We start from the raw sequence: 23,571 nt of genomic DNA, 5'->3' as shown, positions 1-23,571 counted from the left end.
CGCCGATCCATTCCGGGTCGATGCGCACGGCCCGCTGCGGGGTGCGCTGCACCGTCACCGGCGCGGCCTGCCAGGGGCGCGGGCGCAGCAGCGGGTCGCTGTCCAGCGCCGCGCCGGCCCGCACAAAACGGTAGCCGTCGCGGTCGGCCTGCCAGAGCAGGGCGCGGCCATCGGCCTGCACCTCGCTCTGGGCCACCAGCAGCAATTGCGCCAGGCGCTCGGCGTCTTCGCGCAAGGCCCTGGCCGGGTCGGGGCGGATGTTCAGGCTGATGGCGGCGCTGGCGATGCCGACGATCACCAGCACCACCATCAGTTCGATCAGGGTAAAGCCCTGTTGTGGATGGCTGCGTTGCATGGGGCGATGCCTCCTTGGCTGGTGACAGCGTGCACGGCGAAGATGATCGTCGTGTGAAACAAAAGCGTGAGAATCGGCGCGTATGCTCGGGCCAGGAACCACACGGAGACCGTTCCCCATGGCACTAGCATTCAAACCCGTGGCTGCCCCGCAACTGGTCCAGGGCGCGGCGCTGCTCGCGGCGCTGGCCGGGCTCGCGACCTGGGGCACGTTGCTCTGGACGCCCACCCCCCAACCGGTGCCGGCTGCCATGGAGCAGACCCTATCGGCCCCCCCGGCCCCCGCCGGGCTGTGGTTCGCCAACCTGCCGGCGCAGGTCGACATCAGCCTCAGCGGGCTGCTGGCCGGCAGTGCCGGTGCGGTGGCCATCGTCTCGCTCAACGGCGGCGCGCCACAGGCCGTGCGGGTGGGCGAGCAACTGGCGCAGGGGGTGCAACTGGTGGCCATAGAAGCCGATGCGCTGGTGATCGAGCGCGCCGGGGAGCGCAGCCGCATCGGCATCGCGCGACTGCCCGAAGGCCCCGCGCTGCCGCGCCTCATTCGCCCCTAGGCGCCTGGCCCAGCCAGCTCTCCAGGCGCGCCAGCGGCGGGCCTTCACGGTCACGCTCGAACACCTCCAGGCGCACCTGCAGCAGCCCACCGGGGCGGCTGTCGACCTGCTGCTCGCAGCGCAGGCGCAGGCGCCCCTGGTCGCACTCCAAGCGGCGCAGGCCCGGGGTTGCCTGGCCTTCCAGGCGCAGTTCGGCAAGGCGCGCCTGGGCCGAGAGCAGGGCCAGCGACTTGTCGCGCAGCAGGCCATTGCCCTGGGTCATCAGCCCGGCCGCGCGCACTGCAGCGGCCATCGCCACGGCCACGATGGCCAGCGCCACCAGCACTTCGATCAGGGTAAAACCGGCCTGTTGCGGGCGGCGTCTGCGCATGGGCATCTCGGTGTGGGCAAAGCTGCATCCTAGGGGGTCTGTCTGACCGATTGGCGACCGGAACTCCCGAGGATTTTCAATACCACTGACATATGCCCTTGCCACAATCGGCCCCCGAATCCCGCCAAGGAATGCCGAGATGTCGCTTACCTGCCCACGCCGTTCTGCCCCCCGTCGCCAACGCGGCTTCACCCTGATCGAGATCATGGTGGTGGTGGTCATCCTCGGGATCCTGGCAGCGATGGTGGTGCCCAAGGTGCTCGACCGCCCCGACCAGGCGCGTGCCACCGCCGCCCGCCAGGACATCGCCGGGCTGATGCAGGCGCTCAAGCTCTACCGCCTGGACAACGGCAGCTACCCCAGCGCCGCCCAGGGCCTCAAGGTACTGGTGGAAAAACCCGCCTCGGCCAAGCCCGGCACCTGGCGCGCCTACCTGGAGCGCCTGCCCAACGACCCCTGGGGCCGCCCCTACCACTACCTCAACCCCGGTGCCAACGGCGAGATCGACGTGTTCTCGCTGGGCGCCGATGGCGAGCCTGACGGCGACGGCGTGAACGCCGATATCGGCTCCTGGCAGCTGTAGGCGCCGTGATGAGACCGTCCGCGCAGCAACGCGGAATGGCGATCATCAGTGCCTTGCTGATAGCCGCCGTGGTGGCGGTGATCGCAGCGGGCATGATCAGCCGCCAGAGCGTATTCACCCGTGAGCTGGAAAGCCTGCAGCAGCGTGCCCAGGGGCAGGGCGTGCTGCAGGCGGGCCTGGCCTGGAGCCGTGAGGTACTGGCCGAGCAGCGCCGCGTCGACCCGCTGGTACGCCTCGACCAGGGCTGGGCGCGCCCCATCGCCGGCCTGCCGGTGGGCGAGCACGGCGCGGTGTTTCAGGGCCGGCTGGAAGACGAGCAGGGCAAGTTCAACCTGCGCAACCTGGTGGTCGAGGAGCAACCCGACGCGCAGGCCCTGGCCACCTTCGAGCGCCTGTGTGCACTGATCGGCCTGGCCGCGCCGGTGGCGCAGGCGATCGCGGCGCGGGTGGTCGACGGCTACCCGCGCCGGCAGGCGCCCGTGGCCGAGGCGGTGCACGGCTTCGACAGTGGTCGCGCAACCTCGCCGGGTGCCGCTTCGCGCCCGGTGCCGGCACGCCGGCCGATGCTGCGCAGCCTCGACCAGCTGGCCGTGCCGGGGCTGGATGCCGAAGGGCTGGCGCGCCTGCGCCGAGTGGCCACAGTGCTGCCGGCCAACACCTGGATCAATGGCAACACCGCGTCGGCCGAGGTGCTGGCGGCGCAGGTGCCGGGCTTGAGCGTAGACAAGGCGCGCCAGCTGATCGCCGAGCGCGACGGCGGGCGCTGGTTCGTCAACCGCGGGGATTTCGTCAACCGCCTGCAGATGCCCCACGTGGTGCTCGAAAGCGTGCCGGTGGGCATTACCAGCGACTGGTTTCGCCTGCACGGCGTGGCCCGCAGCGGCTCGCGCGAGGTGCGCCTGGAGGCGCTGCTGCTGCGCGGGCAGGCGCCCCTGGCACAGGTTGTCTGGGCACGGGTGGGCGCATGAAGGCACAACTGCACATGGCATTGCCGCGGCTCGCGGCGCTTGAGGGCGGGGCGCGGGTCGGCTATCGGCAACTGGACCGCCAGGGCCGGACCGAGGCCGAGGGCGAGGCGGCGCAGGCGCAGCTCAAGAGCCTGGCGCGCGGCCGCGAGGTGCTGGCGTGGCTGCACCCGGACGACAGCCTGTGCACCGAGCTGGTACTGCCGCCGTTGCCGGCGGCGCGCCTGGGGGCGGCGGTGCAGTGCGCGGCGCAGGGCCTGATACTGGGCGATGTGCGCGCCGTGCATATCGCCCACGGGCCACGGGCAGCGGACGGGAAGGTGGCGGTGGCATGGCTGGGGCAGGCGGCATTGCAGAGCCTGGCGCAGTGGCTGTCGAATGCCGGCCTCAAACCCAGGGGCCTGTACCCGACCCCGGCAAGGGCCGGCGCATGCCCGGTGGCGAGCCTGCACAGCGGCCTGCGCGCCCCTGCCGCCGCACAGCACGGCTGGCCACGGGCACTCGCCCTGTGCGCCAGCGCCGCCATGATCTGGACCCTGGGCCTGAACCTCTACGCCGCGCGGCTGGCCGACACCGGCCAGCAACTGCGCCAGCACATGCACCAGCAGGTACGCGCTGCCTACCCGCAGTTGCAGGTGATCCTCAACCCGCTGCAACAGGTACGCCAGCAGCTCGCCGCCGGCGACAATGGCGCGGTCGCACCCTTCAACCACCTGCTGCAGGCCGCCGGCAGCGCCATGCCGTTTCTGGCCGGCGCAGTCGAGCAACTGACCTACCACGACGGCGTGCTCGACCTGCAGCCACTGCCCGGCGCCGCGCGGCCCCCGGCTGACAATGCCTGGCAAACACGGCTGGCGGCACAGGGCATCGAGGCCAGCAGCAGCGACCACGGCTGGACCCTGCGCCCGGCGACCGCCACGGGCGAGGAGGTGGCCAATGTTGAATAAGGCACGGCACCCCCTGCGCCGCCTGCGCCCCTGGTGGCACGGCCTGAGTGCGCGCGAGCGCCGCGCCGTGGCCCTGACCGCACTGCTGCTGGGCACCACGCTGTGGTGGCTGGTGCTGGTGCAGCCGGCACTGGCGCGCATCGCCCACTGGGAGGCCGAAACGCCCAGGCTGCGCAGCCAGGCGCAGACCCTCGACGGCCTGCTCGCCCACGCCCCCTCACTGCCGGGCGCCGCGCAACAGGCGCCGGCCCTGCGCCAGAGCCTGGAGCACGCCGGGCTGAGCGGCCATTACCAGCTTCAGGCGGTGGAGGGCGGCTGGCAGCTCGATCTTGCCCAGGCCCCCGCCGAGGCCGCCACCGCCTGGCTGCTGCAGGCCCCCGCACAACTGGGCCTGACGGTGGTGCACAGCCGCCTGCAACGCGACCCGCTGGCCGACCCCTCGGCCACGGCGTCGTTCTCCGGAATCGTTCGCTTGGACCAGGCGCAAGGCGCTAAGGAATCGTCATGATGTGCACCCAACTGCCGCGCCGACTGGCCGGCCTGGCTCCCCTGGTGCTGGCACTGGCCCTGGCCGGTTGCAGCCAGCAGCCTGCGCAGCCACTGGCCAGCAGCGAGCTGGGCCGACCGCTGGCCAACGTGCAGCCCGGGCCGACCAGCCTGGAACGCCACGGCCTGCAGGCGCGGGTCGAGCCACAGCGCCCGACCCCGCGTGCCCCCGCCCACCGCGCCAGGCCCCACAGCGATGGCAGCGCCAGTGCTGCACCGGGCAACCCGCTGGGCGACCAGCCGGTGCAGCTGAACTTCGTCGACGCCGACATCCAGGCCGTGGTGCGCGCACTGTCGCGGGCCACCGGGCGCCAGTTTCTGGTCGACCCGCGGGTCAAGGGCCAGCTGACCCTGGTGTCCGAAGGCGAGGTGCCGGCCACACGTGCCTATGCCATGCTGCTGGCGGCCCTGCGCATGCAGGGCTTCAGCGTGGTCGACGTGGGTGGCGTCAGCCAGGTGGTGCCCGAGGCCGACGCCAAGCTGCTGGGCGGGCCGATCAACAGCAAGGATGCCAGCACCGGCATGCTCACCCGCACCTTCCGCCTGCAATACGAGAACGCGGTCAACGTGATCCCGGTGCTGCGCCCCATCGTGTCGCCCAACAACCCGATCAACGCCTACCCCGGCAACAACACCGTGGTGGTCACCGACTATGCCGAGAACCTCGAGCGTGTGGCCCGGCTGCTCGACAGCATCGACATCCCCAGCGCCATCGACACCGACGTGGTGGCGATCCAGAACGGCATCGCCAGCGACATCGCGGCCATGGTCTCGGAGCTGCTCGAAACCCAGGGCAACGACCCCACCCAGAAGATCAGCGTGATCGGCGACCCACGCTCCAACAGCGTGGTGATCCGCGCCGGCAGCCCCGAGCGCACGCAACTGGCCCGCGACCTGATCTACAAGCTCGACAACGCACAGAACAATCCCAGCAACCTGCACGTGGTGTACCTGCGCAACGCCCAGGCCGGCAAGCTGGCCCAGGCCCTGCGCGGGCTGCTCACCGGCGAGAGCGACAGTAGCAGCGGTGACGACGCCCGCGCCAGGCTCAGCGGCGGTGGCCTGCTGGCAGGCAAGCAGAACGGCAGCGGCGCGGCGGCGAACACCGCGCAGACCACCAGCGCCACCCCGCCAGCCGCCACCTACGGGGCCAGCCTCGGCCAGGCCGGCAACGCCTATGGCAACGGTTCGCAGGGCAGCGAGCAGAACACCGCGTTTTCCGCCGGCGGGGTGACCATCCAGGCCGACGCCACCACCAACACCCTGCTGATTTCGGCACCCGACCCGCTGTACCGCAACCTGCGCGAGGTGATCGACCTGCTCGACCAGCGCCGCGCCCAGGTGGTGATCGAAAGCCTGATCGTCGAGGTCAGCGAAGACGACGCCAACGAATTCGGCATCCAGTGGCAGGCCGGCAACCTGGGCAAGAACGGCGTGTTCGGCGGCGCCAACCTGGGCGGTGCCGGGTTCAATCGCGGTGCCAGGAACAGCATCGACGCGCTGCCCCCCGGCCTGAGCGTGGGCGTGGTGGACGGCACGGTGAACATCCCCGGCATCGGCGAGGTGCTCGACCTCAAGGTGCTGGCCCGCGCCCTGACCAGCAAGGGCGGCAGCAACGTGCTGTCCACGCCCAACCTGCTGACCCTGGACAACGAGGCGGCGAGCATCTTCGTCGGCCAGACCATCCCCTTTGTCAGCGGCCAGTACGTCACCGATGGCGGCGGCACCAGCAACAACCCGTTCCAGACCATCCAGCGCGAAGAGGTGGGGCTCAAGCTCAACGTGCGGCCGCAGATCTCCGAAGGCGGCACGGTCAAGCTCGACATCTACCAGGAGGTCAGCAGCGTCGACGAACGCGCCTCCAGTGCCGCCGGCACGGTCACCAACAAGCGTGCCATCGACACCAGCATCCTGCTCGACGACGGCCAGATCATGGTGCTCGGCGGCCTGCTGCAGGACGGCTACACCCAGGCCAACGACGGCATTCCGTTTCTTTCCAGCCTGCCGGGGGTGGGCGTGCTGTTTCGCAACGAGCGCCGCGCCACCAGCAAGACCAACCTGATGGTGTTCCTGCGCCCCTACATCATTCGCGATGCCGAGGTGGGGCGCAGCATCACCCTCAACCGCTACGATTTCATCCGCCGTGCCCAGGGCGGGCTCAAGCCGGCCCATTCCTGGGCACTGCCGGACGCGCAGATGCCGCTGCTGCCCAGCGCCGAGCAGGGCGTACCGCGCGCGGGCGCGGCCATCGGCACCCCGCGTGCGGCGATCCGCGCCGTGCCGCTGGATGAAGTCGGGGTTGCCCGGTGAGCCGCCTGCCGTACGCCTGGGCCAAGGCCCAGCGCGTGGTGCTGCTGGCCGGCGAGCACGCCGCGCCGCTGCGCCTGTGCCCCTCGACCCCGGCCTGGGCGTTGGGCGAGGTGCGCCGCCAGTTCGGCGAGCAGGCCGCCGAGCAGGTCAGCGAAGACGAGCTCGACCGCCTGCTGACCAGCGCCTACAGCGACAACGGCGGCGCCGCAGCGGCGGTCGGCGCGGCCGAGAACGACGTCGACCTCGACCGCCTGATGCAGGACATGCCCGAGATCACCGACCTGCTCGACACCCAGGACGGCGCGCCGGTGATCCGCATGATCAACGCGCTGCTGACCCAGGCTGCCGGCGACGAGGCCAGCGACATCCACATCGAACCCTTCGAGACCCACTCGGTGGTGCGCTACCGGGTCGACGGCACCCTGCGCGACGTGGTCTCGCCGCGCAAGGCGCTGCACGCGGCGCTGGTGTCGCGGATCAAGATCATGGCGCAGCTGGACATCGCCGAAAAGCGCCTGCCCCAGGACGGGCGCATCGCCCTGCGCGTGGCTGGCCGGCCCATCGATATCCGTGTGTCCACCGTGCCCACCGGGCATGGCGAGCGGGTGGTGATGCGCCTGCTGGACAAGCAGGCCGGGCGTCTGCAACTGGAAACCCTGGGCATGGCCCCGGCGCTGCTGGCCCGCCTGGACGTGCTGATTCGCCAGCCCCACGGCATCGTGCTGGTCACCGGGCCCACCGGCAGCGGCAAGACCACCAGCCTGTACGCGGCGCTGGCGCGGCTCGATGCCAGCGTCAGCAACATCCTCACCGTCGAGGACCCGGTGGAATACGACCTGCCGGGCATCAGCCAGATCCAGGTGAATGCGCGCATCGACATGACCTTTGCGGTGGCCCTGCGCGCGATCCTGCGCCAGGACCCGGACATCATCATGATCGGCGAGATCCGCGACCTGGAGACTGCGCAGATCGCGGTGCAGGCCTCGCTCACCGGGCACCTGGTGCTGGCCACGCTGCACACCAACGACGCCGTGTCGGCGGTCAACCGCCTGCTCGACATGGGCGTGGAACCCTTTCTGCTGGCCTCGGCGCTGCTCGGCGTGCTGGCCCAGCGCCTGGTACGGCGGCTGTGCCCGCACTGCCGTCAGCCCGACCCGAACGCCCCCGGCCAGTTTCGCCCCCATGGCTGCGCCAGCTGCAACCACACCGGCTACAGCGGGCGTACCGGGATCCACGAGCTGTTCTGCATCGATGACCCGATTCGCGGCCTGATCCACCAGGGCGCCGACGAACAGGCCCTGCGCGCCGCAGCGCGCCAGGCCGGCATGCTGAGCATGCGCGAGGACGGCCAGCGCTGGGTCGACAGCGGCAGTACCGCCGTGGAAGAAATCCTGCGTGTGACCCGGGACGCCTGATGAGCCGATACCGTTATGAAGCCGCCGATGCCCAGGGGCGCATCAGCCGTGGCCAGCTGGAGGCCGACAGCCCGGCGGCGGTGATCGGGCAATTGCGCGGGCTGGGCCTGAGCGCCTTGCAGGTCGAGCCGGAGCCTGCCGCCAGTGCCGGCGGCGGGTTGTTCGCCAGCAAGCTGTCGGATGCGGACCTGGCCTGGACCACGCGCCAGCTGGCCAGCCTGCTGGCCGCCGGGCTGCCGCTGGAGGGCGCCCTGAGCGCGACCCTGGAGCAGGCCGAACGCAAGCACATCGCCCAGGTGCTGGGCGCGGTGCGCGGCGACGTGCGCAGCGGCATGCGCCTGGCCGACGCACTGGCGGCGCGCCCGCGGGACTTTCCCGAGATCTACCGCGCACTGATCGCGGCGGGGGAGGAGTCCGGCGACCTGGCCCAGGTGATGGAGCGCCTGGCCGACTACATCGAAGACCGCAACACCCTGCGCGGCAAGATCCTCACCGCGTTCATCTACCCCGGCGTGGTCGGGCTGGTGTCGATCGGCATCGTGATCTTTCTGCTCAGCTACGTGGTGCCGCAGGTGGTCAGCGCCTTCACCCAGGCGCGCCAGGACCTGCCGGGGCTGACCCTGGCGATGCTTAACGCCAGCGACTTCATCCGGGCCTGGGGCTGGCTGTGTTTCATCGTGCTGGTGGCCGGGGCATGGGGCTGGCGTGTGTACCTGCGCGGCGCGTCGGCACGCCTGGCCTGGCACAGCCGGGTGCTGCGCCTGCCGTTGCTGGGGCGCTTCGTGCTGGGCCTGAACACCGCACGCTTCGCCTCGACCCTGGCGATTCTGGGCAGTGCCGGGGTGCCGTTGCTGCGGGCCCTGGAGGCGGCGCGCCAGACCCTGGCCAACGACCGCCTCGACCAGTGCGTGAGCGAGGCCACGGCGCGGGTGCGCGAAGGCGTGGGGCTGGCGTCGGCGCTGGCGGTGGAGAAGGTGTTCCCGCCCTTGCTGATCCACCTGATCGCCAGCGGCGAGAAGACCGGCAACCTGCCGCCGATGCTCGACCGCGCGGCGCAGAGCCTGGCCAAGGACATCGAGCGCCGAGCGATGGGCATGACCGCATTGCTGGAGCCGCTGATGATCGTGGTGATGGGTGCGGTGGTGCTGCTGATCGTGATGGCGGTGCTGCTGCCGATCATCGAGATCAACCAGCTGGTGCAGTGATTTTTTTTGGGGGGGTGGGCAACACCCGAGTGGGTTGCCGGGGAATCCGGGACCTCGAGGGGCCGCCCCATCGGTGGTGAAGCCATCGCGGGTCAAGCCCGCTCCCACACTGACCTGTGTGGGAGCGGCTTGACCCGCGATGAGGCCACCCGAAACACCCGAGAAATTACCCGCCAAGCTCCCGATGTTTTTTCCTCTGACTGTCACCGCGCACTGCCAACCTAAGCCTCGTGGATCGGCCAGCAAGCCCTCTGGATCAAGGCGCTGCGCCACGCCACCGTGACATGCAAGCGCGACTCACCTCAACGTACGAACACGACGAAAGGAGCTTCTTCATGTTTAAGCGCACTATGATCGCAGCCTCGCTGGCTGTTGCCGCACTGGCTTCGGCTCAATCGATGGCAGCGGTTGTCGGTGGCGGTGCCACCCTGCCACAAGGCCTGTACACCACCCCAGGCGTACTGGGCGCCGGTTTCGACACCTACACCGGTGTTGGCAGCGGTAAAGGCAAGTCGGCTTTCCTGTTCAACCGTGCCGCCGATATCAACAAGCCCGCCGGTGTGACCGTCGATTTCGCAGGCAGCGACTCGATCCTTTCCGATGCGGAAATCAACACCTACAACCTGGACCACAACAGCGCCGGCAACGACGTCGCCAACAAGTGGGGCCCGCTGATCCAGGTTCCGTCGGCAGCCACCTCGGTCACCATCCCGTACAACCTCAAGCTGGCCAACGGCACTGCCGTCAACGACCTGAACCTGACCAGCGCCCAGCTGTGCGGGATCTTCTCGGGTTCGATCAGCAACTGGAACCAGATCGACGCCAGCTACCCGAACAAGGCCATCAAGGTGTTCTACCGCAGCGGCAGCAGCGGCACCTCCGAGATCTTCACCCGTCACCTGAACAGCCAGTGCCCGACCCAGTTCGGCGTCAGCAGCACCTTCACCACCGCTCAGGTCGGTGCAGAGCCTGCCACGTTCCAGGGTGTTGCCCTGAGCGGCGATATCGTGACCTCGGTGTACGGCACCGAAGACGCCATCGGCTATGTAGGCCCTGAAGACGTGGATGCCACCAACAACGCCAAGGTCGCTCGCGTCAACAACCTGCTGCCAACCGTCGGCAACGTGCAGACTGCACTGGCCAACGCCGCGCCACCGGCCACCGCCGCCGCACGCGCGATTCCGCAGAACTGGGCCCCGGTGCTGGCCAACCCGGCCACCGGCTACTCCATCGTTGCCTACACCAACCTGATCTTCGGTCAGTGCTACAAGGACGCCGCAGACGGCACCGCCGTCGTCGCCTTCCTGAACCGTCATTACGGCGCCACCACCAACAACGATGCGGCCATCATCGCGCAGAAGCTGATCCCGTTGAGCTCAGCCTGGAAAAACGCCGTTCGCCTGCAGTTCGCCAACCAGTCCGGCGCACTGGGCGTGAACAACCTCAGCGTGTGCAACACCCAGGGCCGCCCGGCCTAAGCCGCGTCGACGCCTGTCGCTGTACCCCGTCGGTAACGGCTCGCGCCGTTACCGGCTTTTGCGTTTCAGAACGCCACCGATCACATGAACTTTGCGTGACAAAGGTTCGGTCTGCCGCCCGTGCAACCGCCTATGTCATAGGTCACCGGCCGCACCGGCGTGTGGCATCCCATTACCGCGATGGACCAGAAAAGGATTGATTGCAATGCGCCTTGGCACTGCTGCTTCGCCCTCCCACCGTACCCACCGTCAGGCCGATATGCCCCTGCTGCGGCTCAAGCCGCTGGCCCAGGTGATTGCGCTGCTGGCCCTGGCCGGCAGCGTGCAGGCGGCGCCTGCGGCGTTCAGTTCGGCCTGGTTCGCGGCCAAGGGCAGCGCGCCGCAGGCCGGCGGTACGGGCGGGCAGGGCGGTGCGGTGCAGTTGCCGGGGCTGCCACCGCCGCTGGCCCAGCAGCAGCGTGCCAATGCCCAGTTGCAGCGTTCGCTGCAAAACCTCAACAACACCGTGGCCGCCATCGCCGCGCAACAGGCTGCCCAGGCGGCCGGCCGCGCCGCCGCGCTGGCGGCGCCCTCGAGCATCCACAACGGCCTGGGCGGCAATGGCCTGAACCCGCTGCTCGATGCCAATGGCAAGCCGTTGTTCACCAACGCCGAGGCTCCGGTACAGACGCAGAAGGGCGGCACCACCCAGGTGACGATCAAGCAGACCGCCGACAAGGCGATTCTCAACTGGGAAACCTTCAACGTCGGCCGCGACACCCAGCTGACCTTCCAGCAGGACGCCAACTGGGCACTGCTCAACCGCGTCGGCAACAGCGTCGCGCCCAGCCAGATCCAGGGCACGATCAAGGCCGACGGTACGCTGATGATCGTCAACCGCAACGGCATCGTGTTCAGCGGCAGCAGCCAGATCAACGTGCGCAACCTGACGGCGGCCGCCGCCACCATCAGCGACCAGCAGTTCACCGAGCGCGGCCTGTACGTGGACAGCCTGGGCAGCCAGCCGACCTTCACCGATGCCGCCGGCAAGGTCATGGTCGAGCGCGGCGCGCTGATCCAGACCCACGCCCCGGCCAGCTCCACCCAGGGCGGTGGCTACACCCTGCTGCTGGGCCACGAGGTGGAGAACGCCGGCCAGTTGATCAACGCCAAGGGCCAGGCGACCCTGGCGGCGGGCGATACCTTCTACATCCGCAAGGGCGTCGGCACGGCGGGCAACCCGTACTCCACCACCCGCGGCAACGAGGTGGCCACCACGCTGAAGGCCGGCAGCACGGCCGGCACGGTGAGCAACAGCGGGCTGATCCAGGCCAGCCAGGGCGACATCACCCTGACCGGGCATCAGGTGCGCCAGCAGGGCGTGGCCGTGGCCACCAGCTCGATCGACAACCGCGGCACCATCCACCTGCTCAACGCGGCCAGCGACCGCACCGGCAACGTGACCCTGGCCGCCGGCAGCACCACTGCCATCGTCATCGACGCCAACCCCGGCAGCGCACTGGACAGCCAGCGCGAGGCGGTGCGCAAGGACCTGGGCGGGCAGGTCAACCAGCGCAACGGCGCGTTCGACAACCTCAGCGCGGTGGCCGATGACCGCAGCCTGTCGCGGGTGGAGATCGTCAGTGGCGGCACGGTGGACTTCCAGGGCGGCTCGCTGACCCTGGCCACCGGCGGCCAGGTGGCGGTGAGTGCCGGCCAGCGCAGCCTGCTGCGCGACGGCGCGGTGCTGGACGTGGCGGGCGCGGTCGGGGTCAAGCTGGCCATGGACAGCAACAGCATCAAGGTCAACATCCAGGGCAACGAGCAGCGCGACGCGGCGGGCAACCGCGACAGCGGCGCGCTCAACAGCACCGATGTGTGGGTCGACATCCGCGAGCTGGTGCACGTGGCCGCCGGCACCAACGGCTACGAGGGTGAGCGCTGGTACACCGCCGGCGGCCTGCTGGAAGTGGGCGGCTACCTCGGCACGCGCAGCCACGGGCTGGGCGAGTGGCTGGCCCAGGGCGGCACGGTGAGCTTCACCGGGGGCGACCTGGTGACCCAGGCCGGCTCGCTGGTCAACCTCTCGGGCGGCACGCTGGACGTGGCCACCGGCTACCTCAAGCAAACCTGGCTCAAGGGCGCCGACGGGCGCCTGTACAACCTCTCGCGTGCCCCTGGCGATGTGCTGTACCAGGGCGTGTACAAGGGCTACGAGCAGCACAGCGCACGCTGGGGCCAGACCCGCTACTTCTACAGCCCGCTGTTCGCCCCGCGCGAGCGCCTGGAGAACGGCTACACCGTTGGCCGCGATGCCGGGCGGCTGGTGGTCGGCACCGCCAATGCGCAGCTGGGCGGTGAGATCCTGGGTGAAACCTTCAAGGGCGACCACCAGCTGCAGGCCCCGCAGGCCGGCCTCGACGGCTACCGGCAAAGCCAGCTGAGCCAGGCCCGCGGCGCGCAGCTGATCGTTGGCGACTACCGGCCCACCGCCACGGGCAGCGTGCTCAACGCCGGCGCGGGCAACCTGCACCAGGTGGTGATCGGCTCGCAGGTGCAGGGCGGCTCACTGACCCTCGACGCCCCGGTCGAGGCCGAGCGCGAAGGCGTCCTGCGCCTGGAAGCCGAGCGCCTGCGCGAGCTTGGCGGCCTGCAGGTGGCCGCGTATGAGGGCATCCGCCTGGAGCAGGCGCTGAACCTGGCCGACGGCGCCGGCCTGAGCCTGCTGGCGCCACAGGTGCAGATAAACGCCGACCTGGTCAGCCACGGCGGCGACCTGCTGCTGGGCAACCTGCAACGCGGCTCGGACAGCCTGCGGGTCGGCAATGCCGGCCTGGCCGCGCGTATCGAGGTGGCCGACGGGGTTCGCGTGGAGGCCAGCGGCCGGCGCCAGGACGGCGTCAATGCGCAGCCCGCCGACCTGTCGGCCTGGCTGGACGGCGGTTCGCTGGCCCTGCGTGGCACCGGCGACATTCGCCTGGGCCAGGGCAGTGTGCTGAGTGTGGAAAGCGGCGCGGCGCGCACCCCCGACGGCAACTGGCGCGGGGGTGCCGGTGGCGACCTGAGCCTGGCCAGCCTGACCTCGGGCGGGGCCGGTGGGCAGTTGCTGCTGGGCGGCGAGCTGCGCGGGTACGGCACCACGGGCGCCGGCACGCTGGCCCTGCGCGGCGACACCGTGAGCATCGGCGCCGACACCCCGGCGGCCAGCCTGAACCTGGGCAGCGATTTCTTCGCCAAGGGCTTTGCCCGCTACGAGGTGGTGGGCAACCAGCGCCTGGAGGTGGCGGCCGACAGCCAGGTGCAGGTGACGCGGCCGGTGTATCGCCTGCGTGGCGATGCCCGTTCGGCGGCCGAGGCGCTGGAGCTGTGGACGCCACCGCAGTACCTGGAGAACGCCGCCAAGGGCGTCCTGACCCAGCGCGCCGGTGCCAGCCTGCTGCTGCAGGCGGGCAGCGAGTTGGACCAGTCGGCCCAGCAGGTGGCGTCACGCTGGCTGCAGGTAGCCAGCGGCAGCCGTATCCAGGTCGATGACGGGCAGTCCATCACGTTGCGCAGCCCCGGTGGCCTGCAGGTTGACGGCAGCCTGGTGGCACACGGCGGGCAGATCACCCTGGCTGACACTGTTGTGCAGGAGGCCTTGACCAGTGCGGTGCGGTTCGAGCCGCATCAACGGGCGATCCGGGTCGGCGCCGGGGCGCTGCTCGACGTATCGGCCCGTGCCGTCACCGCCGTGGACGCGCGTGGCGAGCGCTATGGCGAGCTGCGCCAGGGCGGCAGTATCGTCATCGGCAGCACCTTCGACCCCAACCTGGGTGGCGCGCTGGCCCCCGACCTGTTCGTGGTGGTCGAGCGTGGCGCTGTACTGGATGCGTCCGGCAGCCAGATGAGCGTCGATGTACCCGGGGTTGGCGCGACTCGGCTGGCCAGCCAGGGCGGCAGCATCAGCCTGAGTTCGATCAATGGCTTGTACGTGGACGGCGAGTTGCGTGCAGCGGCGGGTGGCGCTGGCGTGGCGGGCGGCAGCCTGACCCTTGCGCTGGAGAGCGGTACCTACCCGATCACCCCGGCCTATGCCGAGGCCATCCGCCAGCGCGAGCTGCGTATCAGCCCGCGCGGGGAAGCCTTCGCCAACCAGGCCGGTAAGCTGGAACATGGCCATGGCCACCTCAGCGTGGCCCAGGTGGCGCAGGGCGGGTTCGATGCACTGACGCTGTTCAGCCGCGGCGTGATCAGCTTTACCGACGACGTGACGCTGCAACCGGCGCGCAGCCTGCACCTGTATGCCGGTGCACTGGGGCTGGCCGAAGGGGCTCGCGCCGATACCCGGGTGCGCCTGTCGGCTGCGCATGTGCGTCTGGCCGGGTACACCAGCCTGCCGCCGGCCGGGCCGGGCCTCACCAACAATCAGATCGGTATCGCGCTTTCGTCGCAAGCCGATCAGGCCATGCTGCAGGTGGATGCGGCGCTGATCGACGTACGCAATACCCTGAAGTTCGGCACGGGGGTGAGTGAAGCGCTGAGCATCGATCGACGCGGCTTCCATCAGGTCAGCCTGAACAGCAGCGGCGATCTGCGCCTGCTCAAGACACTGGGCGGTAACGACACGCGGCTGGTGGCGCCGGGCACGCTGACCCTGAGCGCGGCGCAGATCTACCCTGGCACCAATGCCGTGGCAGTGATCAAGGCCGAGCATGTGAAGATTGCGCGCAGCAGCGCGGCCACGCCTGCCCAGCCCTATTCGCTGTTTGGCGCGCTGTCGATACAGGCCGACACCATCGACCAGCAGGGCGTGCTGCGCGCGCCCCTCGGCGCCCTGGTACTGGGCACCGCCAGCACCCGCGAAGTGACCCTGCGCCCTGGCAGCCTGACTTCGGTCAGTGCCGCCGGCCTGGTGATGCCTTATGGCGGCACCGTAGATGGCCTGGTGTACAACTTCGCCGGCCAGTCGCTGAACAGCACGGTGCTGGGCCAGAGCCTGCCCAACGGCTGGCTCAACGTGACCCTGGGCGGTGGCAGCATCGCGGTCGAACCCGGTGCGGTAATCGACCTGTCCGGCGGTGGCGATGTGCGCGGCGCCGGCTTCATCTCCGGGCGCGGCGGCTCCACCGATGCCCGCTATCACCCGCTGGTGCGCAACAACCCCGATGGCAGCTTCAGCCTGCCGGGCCTGGCGAACAACCCGGTGTACGCCATCGTGCCCGGTGTGCAGGCCAGCGTGGCGCCTGAAGCGGTGGCGGGCGAGCCATCGGGTTCGATGCCGTTGGTGGGCCAGCAGATCACCCTGGACGCCGGGATCCCAGGCCTGCCCGCCGGCACCTACACCTTGCTGCCGGCCAGTTATGCGCTGTTGCCGGGGGCCTACCGTGTCGAGGTCAACGGCCAGGCCAGGGTCGGCGCGCCGCAGGCAGGTGCCATGGCGCTGCGCAATGGCTCATGGGGCCTGACCGGCAAGCGCTCGATCGCCGGCAGCGGGCTGGGCGATGCCCTGTCGCAGCACCTGATACTGACCGGTGCCGACACCTTGCGTCGGTACTCGCAGTACAACGAAACCAGTTTCAGCCAGTTCCTGCTCAACGATGCCGCACGCCTGGGTATCCCGCGTGCCGCGCTGCCCATCGATGCCAAGGGCCTGACCCTGGACCTGGGCCATAACGACACCACGCGGCCCGGCTTCAGCATGCAGGGCGTGCTGTTGAACAAACCGGCGGACAAGGGCCAAGGCAGCATCGCCACGGTGCTGTTCGGCGACACCCTGGTGATCCACGGCGACAACGCGCCCGCCACACCGGGTGCCGGCGAAACCGCCATTGCCGCGTCGCAGCTCAACGCCCTGGGTGCCAGCAGCCTGCGTATCGGCCATGCCGGGCAGCGGGTGTACGGGCAGGGTGGCAACCAGCTGCTGTTCGGTGATGCCAGGGGCACCAGCATCGTGCTCAAGGATGGCGCGCACCTGAAGGCCGCCGAAGTGCTGATGGTTACCGGGCGCATCGCCGGCGCCATCAACATAGAGCAAGGCGCGAGCATCGATACGCTCGGGCAGGGCGCACCCGCCTACGACAGCCGCGACGGCTACCTCTACAACCCGCACAACAGCAGCCTGCTGATCGTGTCCAATGGCTGGGTCGACGTGCTGGCGCCGCAAGCGCCCAGCGGGACGATCACCGGGCCGGGCAGCATCCTGATCGGCGGCTGCCTGACGCGGTGCAGCGGCCAGACCGAGCTGTATTCCGAAGGCACCATTGCCGCCGCCACCAACAACCGCTTCAGCCTCGACGACCAGGTGCGCTTCGGCACCCGCAACCTGACCCTGGCGGTGGGCGCGATCAACGTCGGCAGTGCGCAAAGCCTGGCCGCTGCCGCTGCGGCGGGCTACCTGCCCAGCGGCCTGACCCTCAACCAGCAGGTGCTCGACCGCCTGCTGCAGGGCGATACCCGCCGTGGCGCGCCAGCCCTGGAAACCTTGACGCTGACCGTGCAGGACAGCCTCAACTTCTTCGGCACCACCGCGCTCGACACCCTCGACCCGGCGACCGGCAAGTCGCGCCTGAGCAACCTGGTGCTGGGCACCCCGGCGATCTACGGGCATGGCGCGGCCACTGACGTGGCCAGCATTCGTACCGGCAACCTGATCTGGAGTGGCGCCACCCAGGCCGCGCCGGCCCTGCTCGGCAACGGTGCCGGCACCGGCAGCGGGCGGCTGCAGATCGAAGCCCGGCGCATCGAACTGGGGTATGGCCCGCAGGCGCAGAGCAGCAGCCAGCCGGCGTTCGAGCGCCTGGCGCTGGGCTTCAGCGACGTGGCGCTGCTGGCCAGCGAACGCCTGACTGCCAACCACCGTGGCAGCCTGTCGGTGTATCAGTCACGCGGCGAGTATGTGACCGGTGAAGGCTACCGCTACAGCGGCGGCAACCTGCTGGTGCGCACCCCGCTGGTGACCGGCGAAGCCGGCTCGGTCAACCAGGTGCGCGTCGGCGGTGCCCTGCAGATGCTCGCGGGGGCGGCGCCGAGCACCGCCGACGCGCAGCTCAAGGCCGGGGCGCTGGGCGCCGAATGGTCGTTCAGCGCGCAGCGCATCGACCTCGACACCCGCGTGGCACTGCCCAGCGGCAAGCTGACCCTCGACAGCCAGGGCGACCTGCGCCTGGGCCAGGCGGCGCAACTGGACCTGGCCGGGCGCAAGGTCAGCCTCAACGACCTGGACAAGTACAGCTGGGGCGGCGACGTGATCCTGCGCAGCCAGCACGGCAACATCCACCAGGCGGCCGGCTCGATCATCGACCTGCACGCCGAACACAACCAGGCCGGCAGCCTGGAGGTGGTGGCGCTGGACGCCAGTGCCGGCCAGGTCGACCTGCAAGGCCGCCTCCTGGGCGCAAGCTCCGGCCACTACGATGCCGGGGGCACCCAGGTGCCCTACGCGGGTGCGGGTTTCACCCTGCGTGCCCAAGGGCTGGCCGGTGACCTGAGCAGTGCCTTCGCCACGCTCAACCAGCGCCTGAACGACGGCGGCGTGCATGGCAGCCGGCGCTTCCAGTTCAAGCAGGGCAACCTGCAGATCGGCAACGGGGCGCGCGCCAACCAGGTGCAGGTGTCGCTGGACAACGGCCATCTGCGTGTCAACGGCCTGATCGATGCCAGCGGCGAGCGTGTCGGCAGCATTCGTCTGGCCGCCGGCAATGGCCTGACCCTGGCCCAGGGCGCGGTGCTCGATGCACATGGCAGCGTGCTGCGCGTGGACAGCTACGGCAAGATCATCGACAGCCCCAACCGGGCTACCGTGGAGCTGAATGCCGGTGCCGGGCAACTGACCCTGGCGCGTGGCGTGCGTATCGACCTGCGCCATGGCACCGACGCACCCCGCGGCGGCGCCGCCGGCCAGCACGATGGCCGCGAGCGCGGCACCCTGGCGCTGTATGCGCCGCGGCTGCGGGCCGACGACCCGACCCATGGCGACATCGCCATCGACGCCTCGCAGGCGCTGTCGATTCTTGGTGCGCAGCGCATCGACCTGTTCGCCATGGCGCGCGATCATGCGGCCCCGCAGGGCGTCGACCCGCATGTCAGCGGCAAGCCCTATGTCCAGATCGACCAGGCCTACCTCGACGCACGCCACGCGCAAAGCGTGCAGTTCATCGACAGCGCCCTGGCCAACACGGCGCTGGTCAACGGCAAGCTCGCCGGCCTGGTCAAGGGTTACGCCCAGCAGTTCCACCTGCGCCCGGGGCTTGAAGTGATCACCGACGGCGACCTGGTGGTCAGCGGCGACCTCGACCTGTCGCGCTACCGCTATGCCAGCCTCAACCCCAACGTGCACAAGACCGGCGCGGTGTACGGCTCGGGCGAGGCCGGCAGCCTGAGCCTGCGTGCCGGTGGCGACGTGGAGGTGCTGGGCAGCATCAACGACGGCTTTGCGCCGCCACCCGAGACCCAGGACGACGGCGGCTGGGTGCTGCTGGAAGGGCGCCTGGCCTATGGCGCCCAGGTGGTGGTGCCCAACGGCGGGGTCGAGCTGCACGAGGGCACCGGTTTTCTGGCCGGCCAGGTGCTCAACTACGACCTGCCGATACAGGCGCGCGTGCTGGCCTCGGGCGCTGTGCTGCCAGTGCGTGCAACCCTTTCGGCCGCGATCGAGCTGCCGGCTGGCACCGTGCTCTCGGCGGCGCTCTACAACGCCGACGGCAGCCAGGCACTGGCGGCGGGCACCCGCCTGGAGGCCCCGCTGCGCCTGGAGGCCGGCATGCAACTGGGTGCCGGCACGCGGCTGGTGGTCAACACGCCCGTCACGGCCATGACCTGGCCAAAAGGCGTGGCACTGCCGTCCGATCCGGGCCACCTGCTGAACGGTGGCGCCGATGACCTGGTGCTGCTGGCGGGCAACCTGGTGCTGCAACGCGGCGCGATCATTCCGCCGCGCACCGATATCAAGCTGGGGGGCGTGGGCTCGGTGGCGCTGCGCAGCGAGGGCAAGGGCACCAACTGGGCGGTCGCCAGCATGCTGCCGGCCGGTTCGCAGTCGTGGAACCTGCGCGTGGTGGCCGGTGCCGATACCACGGCGGCCGACCCGCGCCTGGCCGACCCGAACGCCAGCGGGCGCCTGCGCCTGGCCGACCACCACGTGGGCATGCTGGCGGTAGGCGCCAGTGCCGGCTGGGTGTGGACCCAGGAAGGCATCGATGGGTTTGGTGTGGACGCCAAGCCCGGCGACCCGATCGACTTCGATGCCATCGGCTACCCCACGCTGTGCGACGAGTTCCCCACCTGGTGCGCCAGGGCACCGGCTGCCGGCGGCGGCCTGGTGTGGACCCAGGAAGGCATCGACGGCTTTGGCGTGGACGCCAGGCCCGGTGACCTGATCGATTTCGACGCCATCGGCTACCCCACGCTGTGCGACGAGTTCCCCACCTGGTGCGCCAGGGCACCGGCCGCCGGCGGTGGCCTGGCCTGGACCCAGGAAGGCATCGACGGGTTTGGCGCAGATGCCAGGCCGGGCGATCTGATCGACTTCGATGCGATTGGCTACCCCACCCTGTGCGATGAGTTCCCCACCTGGTGCGTGATGACCGCGCCGGGCAACACCGAGCACGACACGGTGCCCGGCGGCGCCTCGCGTTACAGCGTGCTGCGTACCGGTACCGGTGACCTGGACCTGATCGCCGCCGGCAACCTGGACATGACCACGCTGTTCGGCGTGTACACCGCCGGTACGGCGACCCCGGTGCCCGCCGCCTATCAACTGGCACGCGGGCAGGCCAATGACGGGCAGGTGCTGCCGGAGTTTCTCGGCGGCTACGAGGCGTTGGTCGATGGCGGCGCGCAGAGCCTGTACCAGGCCTGGTACCCGGAGCAGGGCGGCAACCTGCTGTTGACGGTGGGGGGCAACCTGACGGGCAACTCCCTCAGCCGCGAATATGGCAGCCTGACCCGCCTGGCCTACCAGTTGCCCACTGCACAGGTCGGCAACTGGCTGTGGCGCCAGGGCAGTGGCAAAGCGCTGGCGGCAGACGAGCAGATACCCACGGCCTGGTGGATCAACTTCGGCACCTATGTGCGCTACCAGCGCAACAGTGTGGTGGCCGGCTTCACCGGCTTCGGCACCCTGGGCGGGGGCAACCTCGATGTCACGGTGGGCGGGCAGGCCGGCACCCTCGATGTGATCGGCAATACCGCTGACCAGTACCGCACGCAGTGGGACGACAGCGCACGTACCCAGGCCCTGCAGCTGGCGGTGGGCAGCACCGGCCGCGTGGGCCGCGATGGCAGCCTGACGCTGGGCGGTGGCGGCGACCTGAACCTGAAGGTCGGCGGCGCCGTCAACCCCACCCAGGCGGCCCTGGGGCGTGGCGACAACGCCGATGTACTGGGCGTGGCCGCCCATGACCTGCAGGGTACCCTGGTCAACCTGCGCGGCAACCTGCAGGTGTCGGCAGCGGCCCTGGGCGGTATCGACCGTGCCTACGGCGCGCTCGGGATACAGCAGGACAGCCACGAAACCCGCGCCTACGACCCGTTCCAGGCCACCCTGGCCAGCGCCAAAGGCGGCCTGGTGGTGGTGCCCGGCGACGCCACGGTGCAACTGAGCACCCGGGGCGACCTGGTGCTGGGGGCGGCGGCCGACCCGGGCCGTGTGCCCACGCTCAACACCACGCCGTTCGGAACGGCGGCGGGGGGCGGCAACAGCTGGTTCAGCCTGTGGACGGCGAACACCGCCATCGACCTGTTCTCGGCGGGCGGTGACCTGACCCCCAGCACCCAGCTGATCGAATTGACCCAGCCGGTCAGCGGTGATGCGCTGTCCGGCCTGGATACCTCGCCCACCGACGGGCGCTTTGTCTACCCGTCGATCCTGCGTGCGGTGGCGGCTTCCGGCAACCTGTACTACGGGAACTCCGCGCAGTACCGGGAGAAGAACCGGCTGCAGGGCGCGAGTGGCTACTCGTTGCTGCTGGCACCTTCGGCCAATGCCCAGTTGCAGCTGGTGGCGCAGGGTTCGATCTACGCCGGTGGCTATGCGATCAACCAGTCCGGCGCCGCACCGTCGGCCCTGGCCACGCCGTTCAACCCGGGTTTCATCGGCAGCTACAACGGCCACAGCGTCAGCAACCAGAGGCCAGACGGGATTGCGGCAGACCTGGAAGCGGGTCGCTTCCCGCTGTTCGCCTTTGGCAGCACCAGCACCGCCAATGCCTACGGGCAGTTGCAGCCGGCGCGCATCTACGCCGTGAGCGGCGACCTGGTGGGGGTGCGTTCGGGCGAGGTCCTGAACTTCGGCAATGCGCGCAATGGGGCCGTCTGGTACGAGGGCGCCGCACCGGTGTGGATGATGGCGGGGCGCGACATCGTGTACAGCGGTACCGGCCTTGGCGAGACCACCTACGTGCCGGCGATGATGTCGGACATCGTCGGTGCGCTGGCGCTGTCCAGCGGCAACCTGTTCGTGCACAACCACGCCACCGATCACTCGCAGGTGGTGGCTGGGCGCGACATCCTGTTCAGTGGCCTGAACGTGGCAGGCCCCGGCACGCTCACCGTCAGTGCCGGGCGTGACCTGCGCCAGGAGGACCGTGCAGCCATCAACAGCCTGGGCGCCATCGTCACCGGCGACAACCGCCCCGGCGCAAGCCTGGTGTTGCAGGCCGGTGTGGGCGCCCAGGGGCCAGGGTATGCGCGCTTTGCCGAGCTGTACCTGAACCCGGCCAACCTTGCCGACAGCAACCAGAGCCTGGCGGCGCAGCCGGGCAAGGTGGCCAAGACCTACGCCGAGGAGTTGCGTCAATGGCTGGCCGAGCGCTACGCCTTCGAGGGCGATGCGGCCCAGGCGCGGGCGCGGTTCGCCAGCCTGCCGGCGACCGAGCAGGCGGTGTTTGCGCGCCAGGTGTACTTTGCCGAGCTGCGTGCCGGCGGCCTGGAGTACAACACCGTGGGCGGGCCGCGCCAGGGCAGTTACCTGCGCGGGCGCAATGCGATCGCGGCGCTGTTCCCCGAGCAGGACGTGGCCGGCAACCCGATCCGCTACGACGGCGACATCCTGATGTTCGGCGGGGCCGGGGTGCGTACCCAGGTGGGGGGCGCGATCCAGATGCTCACCCCCGGTGGCCAGCAGGTGTTCGGCGTGGAGGGCGAGGCGCCGCCGGCCGGTGCCGGGGTGATCACCCAGGGCAACGGCGATATCCAGCTGTACGCGCGCGGCAGCATCCTGCTGGGGCAGAGCCGCATCATGACCACCTTTGGCGGCTCGATTCTGGGCTGGTCGGCCGAGGGCGATATCAACGCCGGGCGTGGTTCCAAGACCACGGTGGTCTACACCCCGCCGCGCCGGCTGTACGACACCTGGGGCAACAGCAGCCTGTCGCCCACGGTGCCGAGTACCGGTGCGGGTATCGCCACCCTGGCGCCGGTGGTGGAAGTGCCGCCAGGGGACATCGACCTGATTGCGCCGCTGGGCACCATCGATGCGGGGGAGGCGGGCATCCGGGTGTCGGGCAACGTCAACATTGCCGCGTTGCAGGTGGTGAACGCGGCCAACATCCAGGTGCAGGGTGATGCCAAGGGCATGCCGGTGGTGGCGGCGGTGAACACCGGCGCGATCTCGTCGGCGAGTGCGGCGGCGTCGTCGGCGACCCAGGCCGCCGAAGATGCGGTGCGCCAGCAGCAGGCCGCGGCCCGCCAGCGTCAGCCGTCGGTGATCACCGTGCAGGTGCTGGGGTTTGGTACCGAGCGCCTGGTGCCGGGCAAGGAGGGCGCGAGCCTGGGGCCGCAGTACAACCCGCAGAGCCCGGTGCAGGTGCTGGGGGCCGGGGCGCTGGATGAGCAGGCGCGGGGGCGGTTGACGGAGGAGGAGCGCGGGAATCTGGTGCTGTAGGGTTGCCAG

General features: G+C 70.0%; 12 protein-coding genes. 10 read left to right on the top strand and 2 right to left on the bottom strand.

The features are described from left to right. Window positions 1-355, bottom strand: a 355-nt coding sequence (locus DN387_RS19105; protein ID WP_254506166.1) for a prepilin-type N-terminal cleavage/methylation domain-containing protein, incomplete at its 3' end; no start/stop codon positions are given. A 118-nt stretch (window positions 356-473) separates the two neighbouring features. Between DN387_RS19105 and DN387_RS19100 the strand changes: the two genes are divergently transcribed. Next, window positions 474-905 (top strand): type II secretion system protein N, encoded by a 432-nt coding sequence (locus DN387_RS19100; RefSeq protein WP_054916091.1) that lies wholly within the window; start codon window positions 474-476, stop codon window positions 903-905. Here the strand turns inward: DN387_RS19100 and gspI are convergent. Continuing rightward, window positions 892-1,275 (bottom strand): type II secretion system minor pseudopilin GspI, encoded by a 384-nt coding sequence (gene gspI / locus DN387_RS19095; protein ID WP_043860346.1) that lies wholly within the window; start codon window positions 1,273-1,275, stop codon window positions 892-894. The two genes, DN387_RS19100 and gspI, sit on opposite strands and share 14 nt — an antisense overlap. 139 nt (window positions 1,276-1,414) lie before the next feature. Here gspI and gspG point away from each other — a divergent pair, with 139 nt between their 5' ends. The 9 genes from gspG (at window position 1,415) to DN387_RS19050 (ending at window position 23,562) form a co-directional block, all read left to right on the top strand. Next, window positions 1,415-1,858, top strand: coding sequence for a type II secretion system major pseudopilin GspG (gspG, locus tag DN387_RS19090; protein ID WP_054916090.1), 444 nt, complete (start codon window positions 1,415-1,417; stop codon window positions 1,856-1,858). Window positions 1,859-1,866: 8 nt separating this feature from the next. Next, window positions 1,867-2,826 carry a type II secretion system minor pseudopilin GspK gene (gene gspK, locus DN387_RS19085; RefSeq protein ID WP_054916089.1) on the top strand — a complete coding sequence of 320 codons (960 nt, stop codon included), beginning with the start codon at window positions 1,867-1,869 and terminating at the stop codon, window positions 2,824-2,826. Then, window positions 2,823-3,770, top strand: a complete 948-nt coding sequence (gene gspL, locus DN387_RS19080) for a type II secretion system protein GspL (protein ID WP_054916088.1) — start codon at window positions 2,823-2,825, stop codon at window positions 3,768-3,770. The genes gspK and gspL overlap by 4 nt, the downstream gene beginning before the upstream one ends. Continuing rightward, window positions 3,760-4,278, top strand: coding sequence for a type II secretion system protein GspM (gene gspM, locus DN387_RS19075; RefSeq protein WP_054916087.1), 519 nt, complete (start codon window positions 3,760-3,762; stop codon window positions 4,276-4,278). Before gspL ends, gspM begins: the two co-directional genes overlap by 11 nt. Beyond that, window positions 4,275-6,626 carry a type II secretion system secretin GspD gene (gspD, locus tag DN387_RS19070; protein ID WP_054916086.1) on the top strand — a complete coding sequence of 784 codons (2,352 nt, stop codon included), beginning with the start codon at window positions 4,275-4,277 and terminating at the stop codon, window positions 6,624-6,626. The genes gspM and gspD overlap by 4 nt, the downstream gene beginning before the upstream one ends. Further along, window positions 6,623-8,041 (top strand): type II secretion system ATPase GspE, encoded by a 1,419-nt coding sequence (gspE, locus tag DN387_RS19065; protein ID WP_043860340.1) that lies wholly within the window; start codon window positions 6,623-6,625, stop codon window positions 8,039-8,041. Before gspD ends, gspE begins: the two co-directional genes overlap by 4 nt. Then, window positions 8,041-9,246: a type II secretion system inner membrane protein GspF gene (gene gspF, locus DN387_RS19060; protein ID WP_054916085.1), complete on the top strand. Its 1,206-nt coding sequence runs from the start codon at window positions 8,041-8,043 to the stop codon at window positions 9,244-9,246. Before gspE ends, gspF begins: the two co-directional genes overlap by 1 nt. 335 nt (window positions 9,247-9,581) lie before the next feature. Next, a complete protein-coding gene (locus DN387_RS19055) occupies window positions 9,582-10,724 on the top strand; it encodes a substrate-binding domain-containing protein (RefSeq protein WP_054916084.1) in 1,143 nt (380 codons plus the stop codon). Window positions 10,725-10,929: 205 nt separating this feature from the next. Continuing rightward, on the top strand, window positions 10,930-23,562 hold the full coding sequence (locus DN387_RS19050) for a filamentous hemagglutinin family protein (RefSeq protein ID WP_254506165.1): 12,633 nt from the start codon (window positions 10,930-10,932) through the stop codon (window positions 23,560-23,562). Window positions 23,563-23,571 lie beyond the last annotated feature (9 nt).

Source organism: Pseudomonas sp. FBF18 (genome assembly GCF_024261405.1).
Taxonomy (GTDB): Bacteria; Pseudomonadota; Gammaproteobacteria; order Pseudomonadales; family Pseudomonadaceae; genus Aquipseudomonas; species Aquipseudomonas palmensis.
The sequence above is the reverse complement of the archived record's forward strand: the minus strand, read 5'-3'. Positions and strand labels throughout refer to the sequence as shown.

Excerpts from the sequence above, each read along its gene's own strand:
- gspD (WP_054916086.1), top strand. The coding sequence starts at position 4,275 with ATGATGTGCACCCAACTGCCGCGCCGACTGGCCGGCCTGGCTCCCCTG.
- gspI (WP_043860346.1), bottom strand. The coding sequence starts at position 1,275 with ATGCGCAGACGCCGCCCGCAACAGGCCGGTTTTACCCTGATCGAAGTG.
- gspF (WP_054916085.1), top strand. The coding sequence starts at position 8,041 with ATGAGCCGATACCGTTATGAAGCCGCCGATGCCCAGGGGCGCATCAGC.
- DN387_RS19100 (WP_054916091.1), top strand. The coding sequence starts at position 474 with ATGGCACTAGCATTCAAACCCGTGGCTGCCCCGCAACTGGTCCAGGGC.
- gspG (WP_054916090.1), top strand. The coding sequence starts at position 1,415 with ATGTCGCTTACCTGCCCACGCCGTTCTGCCCCCCGTCGCCAACGCGGC.
- gspL (WP_054916088.1), top strand. The coding sequence starts at position 2,823 with ATGAAGGCACAACTGCACATGGCATTGCCGCGGCTCGCGGCGCTTGAG.
- gspM (WP_054916087.1), top strand. The coding sequence starts at position 3,760 with ATGTTGAATAAGGCACGGCACCCCCTGCGCCGCCTGCGCCCCTGGTGG.
- DN387_RS19050 (WP_254506165.1), top strand. The coding sequence starts at position 10,930 with ATGCGCCTTGGCACTGCTGCTTCGCCCTCCCACCGTACCCACCGTCAG.
- DN387_RS19055 (WP_054916084.1), top strand. The coding sequence starts at position 9,582 with ATGTTTAAGCGCACTATGATCGCAGCCTCGCTGGCTGTTGCCGCACTG.
- gspK (WP_054916089.1), top strand. The coding sequence starts at position 1,867 with ATGAGACCGTCCGCGCAGCAACGCGGAATGGCGATCATCAGTGCCTTG.